The 4,555-nt window shown below is 36.8% G+C and carries 5 protein-coding genes, 2 tRNA genes and 1 pseudogene; 4 read left to right on the plus strand and 4 right to left on the minus strand.

Annotated elements, in window-relative coordinates; all coding sequences use genetic code 11:
* Both AACY61_RS09120 and AACY61_RS09125 read left to right on the plus strand, forming a co-directional pair.
* Positions 1-678, plus strand: a pseudogene (locus tag AACY61_RS09120) (3-deoxy-D-manno-octulosonic acid transferase); the annotation flags it as partial.
* Between the two features lie 80 nt (positions 679-758).
* On the plus strand, positions 759-977 hold the full coding sequence (locus AACY61_RS09125) for a hypothetical protein (protein ID WP_339611268.1): 219 nt from the start codon (positions 759-761) through the stop codon (positions 975-977).
* A gap of 32 nt (positions 978-1,009) precedes the next feature.
* Here AACY61_RS09125 and AACY61_RS09130 read toward each other — a convergent pair whose 3' ends face one another.
* Complete coding sequence (locus AACY61_RS09130; protein ID WP_339611269.1) at positions 1,010-1,774, minus strand: S24 family peptidase; 765 nt, start codon at positions 1,772-1,774, stop codon at positions 1,010-1,012.
* Positions 1,775-1,925: 151 nt separating this feature from the next.
* On the opposite strand from AACY61_RS09130, the gene AACY61_RS09135 reads away from it, so the two are divergent.
* Both AACY61_RS09135 and AACY61_RS09140 read left to right on the plus strand, forming a co-directional pair.
* Entirely contained in the window at positions 1,926-2,210 is a 285-nt protein-coding gene (locus AACY61_RS09135) for a hypothetical protein (protein WP_339611270.1), read from the plus strand.
* A gap of 264 nt (positions 2,211-2,474) precedes the next feature.
* On the plus strand, positions 2,475-2,963 hold the full coding sequence (locus tag AACY61_RS09140; protein WP_339611271.1) for a hypothetical protein: 489 nt from the start codon (positions 2,475-2,477) through the stop codon (positions 2,961-2,963).
* 88 nt (positions 2,964-3,051) lie between these two features.
* Here AACY61_RS09140 and AACY61_RS09145 read toward each other — a convergent pair.
* The 3 genes from AACY61_RS09145 to mutS form a co-directional block, all read right to left on the minus strand.
* Positions 3,052-3,137, minus strand: a tRNA-Leu gene (locus AACY61_RS09145).
* A 39-nt stretch (positions 3,138-3,176) separates the two neighbouring features.
* Positions 3,177-3,249: transfer RNA gene (locus AACY61_RS09150), tRNA-Gly, on the minus strand.
* Between the two features lie 143 nt (positions 3,250-3,392).
* A partial coding sequence (gene mutS, locus AACY61_RS09155; protein WP_339611272.1) for a DNA mismatch repair protein MutS occupies positions 3,393-4,555 on the minus strand: 1,163 nt, incomplete at its 5' end.

Genomic DNA, 4,555 nt, shown 5'->3' on the forward strand with positions numbered 1-4,555 from the left:
AAACTCTTGTTGGAATCGATTTCAATAAACCAAGTTGTGGTGAGTGGAGACACCCGTTATGACCGGGTATCCAAACAAATTGAAGAAGACAACACCCTTGAATTTTTAAGCCGGTTTAAAGGCAATTCTTTATGTATTGTTGCGGGAAGTACCTGGCCGGAAGATGAAGACATTATGGTTGATTACATCAATCAATTGCCCGACAACCTCAAGTTTATCATTGCTCCGCATAACATCAAGCAAGATCAGATCAGTGCTTTTCAAAACCGTCTATCCCTAGCATGTGTTCAGTATTCACAAATCAAGGAAAAGGACGTAAGCAACTTCAAGGTTTTTATTTTAGACACCATCGGTCTTTTAAAAAAAGCGTATAGTTATGCTGACATTGCTTATGTAGGAGGCGGAATGGGCACTACAGGCTTACATAATATACTGGAAGCAGCCACTTTTGGCATTCCCTTGATGATAGGAAAAAATTATGAGAAATTTCCTGAGGCCAAAGCCTTGCAAAGCAGGGCCGGATTATTTTCGGTTGCAACCAAAGAAGAGTTTGATGAAGTTCTCAATAGACTGGCAACCAACAAAAGCTTTAGGGAAAAAACAGGAATGATTAACGGTCATTATGTACAAAACAATACCGGTGCAACTAAAATTATCCTTCAACACATTTCAGTATAGAAGACTAATTTCTATGAAAGCTTTCAAGTTTAATATTTTAGTAATACCTTGTAAAGCATAACCATTAAATCAACGTTCCTATGAAAAAAATTGTATGTATGCTCGTATTGGTTTTCACTACAAGTATTGTTTTTGTTTCCTGCAGAGAAACAAAGACCGAAACCAAAGAAGTTGTTAAAGAAGTTGAAGTTCAAACTGAAGAGCGAAAAGGGGCTGTAGAAAGAGCGGCCGAAAAGGTTGATGAAGAAGTCAACGAAGAAATTGACAAAGCCATAGACAAAATTGGCGATGACAATTAATGAAACTATAAACTAATGCATATTATCATGCATTAGTTTATTTTTTTTAACTGGCTTTTCAGTTCACTCATAGAATCTTTGAGTTCTTTAAGCAAACTGCTTTCTTCGGGTTCTTCGATTCCAAAAGTTAATTTACTGTTCACCAGCCACAATTCCTGAATATCAGAATAACTAATATCAACAGGTAAATAACCTTCGTTGAATGAAATCAGCTTTACTTTTCTTTTTTGAGGGTGATGTTGAATTTTTTTCACCAAGACTGAGTCATTTAGAACTACTACATAAACACGCTCATTCATAATTTCTTCTAAAGAGGAAATTGCTTTTCCAATCACCCAATCGCCGGGTTTTATAGCCGGCAGCATACTATCTCCTTCTACTTGAAAACCTCTGTATGTAGCGTTTCTATATTGCGGCAGGGGCAAATCAAAAGCAGGCAAGCGTTCATACCACTGCGGATCCTGTAAATTATGTGGATAACCGGCAGCCGCTTTTTCATTTACCATTAATATATTTTCATTGTCCTGCGAATTCAGTGAAATAACTTTTGGCAGAATTGAAGGGTTTTTGGCTTGTAGATACTTTTCATTTGATTCACCGTACAACCATAGCGGATTTATTTGAAAAAGCTTTATCAGGCCCATCACAACTTGTCCTGATATTTTTGTTTTTCCCCTTTCTATATCTGCCGTGGTTGACGGTATAAAAAGTAACTTGGCAAATTGTTGCTGGGTATAACGCAACTCTTCCCTGACTTGCTTAAAACGATGTGCTTCAATAGGTAGTTTTGTGTTCATAGAATTTAATAAAATTTAAATTTACAAAATATATTGGATTATATCCAACTTTGTATGGAATATATTTAGTTTAAAATTCTTTATGATACATGTTAAAATTTTCAAAAATTATAATAACTTTGTCAATTAATAACCATTAAAACTTTAAACAATGAAAAAAATATTTCTAAGTATTTTTGTTCTGGTATTTACTTTTGCGTTTACTTCTTGCAGAGACACTGAAAAGAAAGCTGAAGACTCTATGAACGATGCCATTGAATCTGTAGAAGAAGCTGCAGAAGACACCGAAGAAGCAATAGAAGAAGCTGCTGAAGAAGCGGGAGATGCTATGGATGAAGCTGCAGACTCTGCAGAAAATGCAATCGACGATGCAAGTGAAGAGGTAGAAAAAGCTGCTTCAGATGCTAAAGAATCAATGAAAGATGCTGCTCAATAATTAGAAGCGTCTTTTTTTTAAAAACGAAACTCCCTTTTGGGAGTTTTTTTTATGTCTAATTTTAACATTGTTGATAAGATGTTGATAATTTTTGATATACAATATCGTTTAAATGCATTTTTTATCGTTTATTGGTATCAAATTCTAACTTAAAAATTACACTCATGAAAAAATTAATGTTTATTTTAGGCATGCTTGCTTTAGTTGCGAGTTGCACCCCGGAATCTATTGAATCAGACGAACAGAACCTAGACAAAGCGAAATATGAAATACCGCCAAACGGATAGGAAAAACCAACTTATAAAGGGCGGCGTAATCTCAATAATATTGATTTCTACGCCCTTTTTATTTTATATGTATAAGTATGCCCCTGCCGACCAAACAAGTTGGGATACATTTTTAGGCACCTTTGAAGCCGGTGCTTTTAGCAATGTACAAAATTACATGCACGCTTTATTTACTAAAATTACTTTTGTGATTTTAACCGGTTTATGGTTTTTAACCTCGAATAAATGGTGGCGCTATGCTATTTTAGTTCCCTTTACGATGTTCCTTTTTCAACTTTCGGGCGTAATCAGCTATAAGGTGATGTATATGGATGAGTATGATTTTTGGGATGCCTTACCTTTTATTTTGCCCATTATTTTCTTTTTAGCCTTTATCTCTCATCGTTTAAGCAAAAGAAAACCAAGCTCTACACTAGATGAAGAAGCTGACGAAGAAATCAAGAAAATGTTTAGTGACGAGATTTAGTTATTATTCAAATTTCAACTAGTAATTTAAAAATAAATAAAGCCCAATAAAAAAAGCCTTGCAACAACTTGTTGCAAGGCTTTTTAAGTACTCGGGATGGGACTTGAACCCATACGGGCATTACTGCCCACTGGATTTTAAGTCCAGCGTGTCTACCAATTCCACCACCCGAGCGTAGTAAAAAAATCCGCCTGAAAGCGGATTGGCTTATCGAGCGAAAAACGGGATTCGAACCCGCGACCTCCACCTTGGCAAGGTGGCGCTCTACCAACTGAGCTATTTTCGCAATTTCAATACTCGCATAAGCGGGTATCTCGTCAATATTTTTATCAGAACTTTGTATTTTTTAGCTTTTACAAGCGGATGCAAATTTAAAACTTTTTTAGCAATACCAAAGGTTTTTCAAAAAAAAGTAAATTAAACTATTGTTTATTTTTTTAAACGCATTTTATCTTTTCTAACCAACATGCGTTTTATTTCATTCAGCTTCATTAATGCCTCTACAGGAGTAAGAGTATCTATGTCTAAATCAATGATTTCATCTCTTATTTCTTCCAGGAGGGGGTCATCAAGATTGAAAAAACTGAGTTGCAATTCTTCATTGCCCACTTGTTTGATTTTATCTGCTAATTCATCAGATGAATGGGACTTCTCAAGTTTGACTAGCATTTTATTGGCGCGTTGCAATACTTGTTTAGGCATTCCTGCCATTTTGGCCACGTGAATTCCAAAACTGTGTGCTGAACCTCCGGGGCTTAATTTCCGTAAAAAAAGCACATTGTCTTTCAATTCCTTTACCGAAACGTTGTAATTTTTTATTCGGTCAAAGGTTTCTGCCATTTCATTCAGTTCATGATAGTGGGTCGCAAACAAGGTTTTGGGTCTTCCGGGGTGTTGGTGTAAAAACTCGCTGATGGCCCAGGCAATGGATATACCATCATAGGTACTGGTACCTCTTCCAATCTCGTCAAGCAACACCAAACTTCGTTCTGAAATATTGTTTAGAATACTTGCTGTCTCATTCATTTCAACCATAAAGGTAGATTCTCCCATAGAGATATTGTCACTGGCCCCTACACGAGTGAAAATGCGATCTACACACCCCATTCTAACAGCTCTTGCGGGTACAAAGCTCCCAATCTGTGCTAACAGAACAATCAATGCCGTTTGTCTTAAAATGGCAGACTTCCCACTCATATTGGGCCCGGTAATCATAATGATTTGTTGTTCATCTCTATCCAAAAAGACATCATTGGGAATAAAGGGTTCATCGGGTGACAGTTGTTTTTCAATTACCGGGTGCCGCCCGTCTTTAATATCAATTTCAAAGGTATCATCCAGCAGTGGGCGTGTGTAGTTATTTTCGGCGGCGTGTTGTGCAAAGGAGCACAAGCAATCTAAACGCCCTATAAGCGCTGCGTTTTGTTGCACTTGTGTGATATAGTTACCTATCCAGTTCACTAGTTTTGAAAAGTACTCCTGCTCAAGTGCCAGTATTTTTTCTTCGGCTCCCAGAATTTTGTTTTCATACTCTTTGAGTTCTTCTGTTATGTAGCGTTCAGCATTGACCAGGGTTTGTTTTCTAATCCAGT

Source organism: uncultured Planktosalinus sp. (assembly GCF_963973675.1).
Taxonomy (GTDB): Bacteria; Bacteroidota; Bacteroidia; order Flavobacteriales; family Flavobacteriaceae; genus Planktosalinus.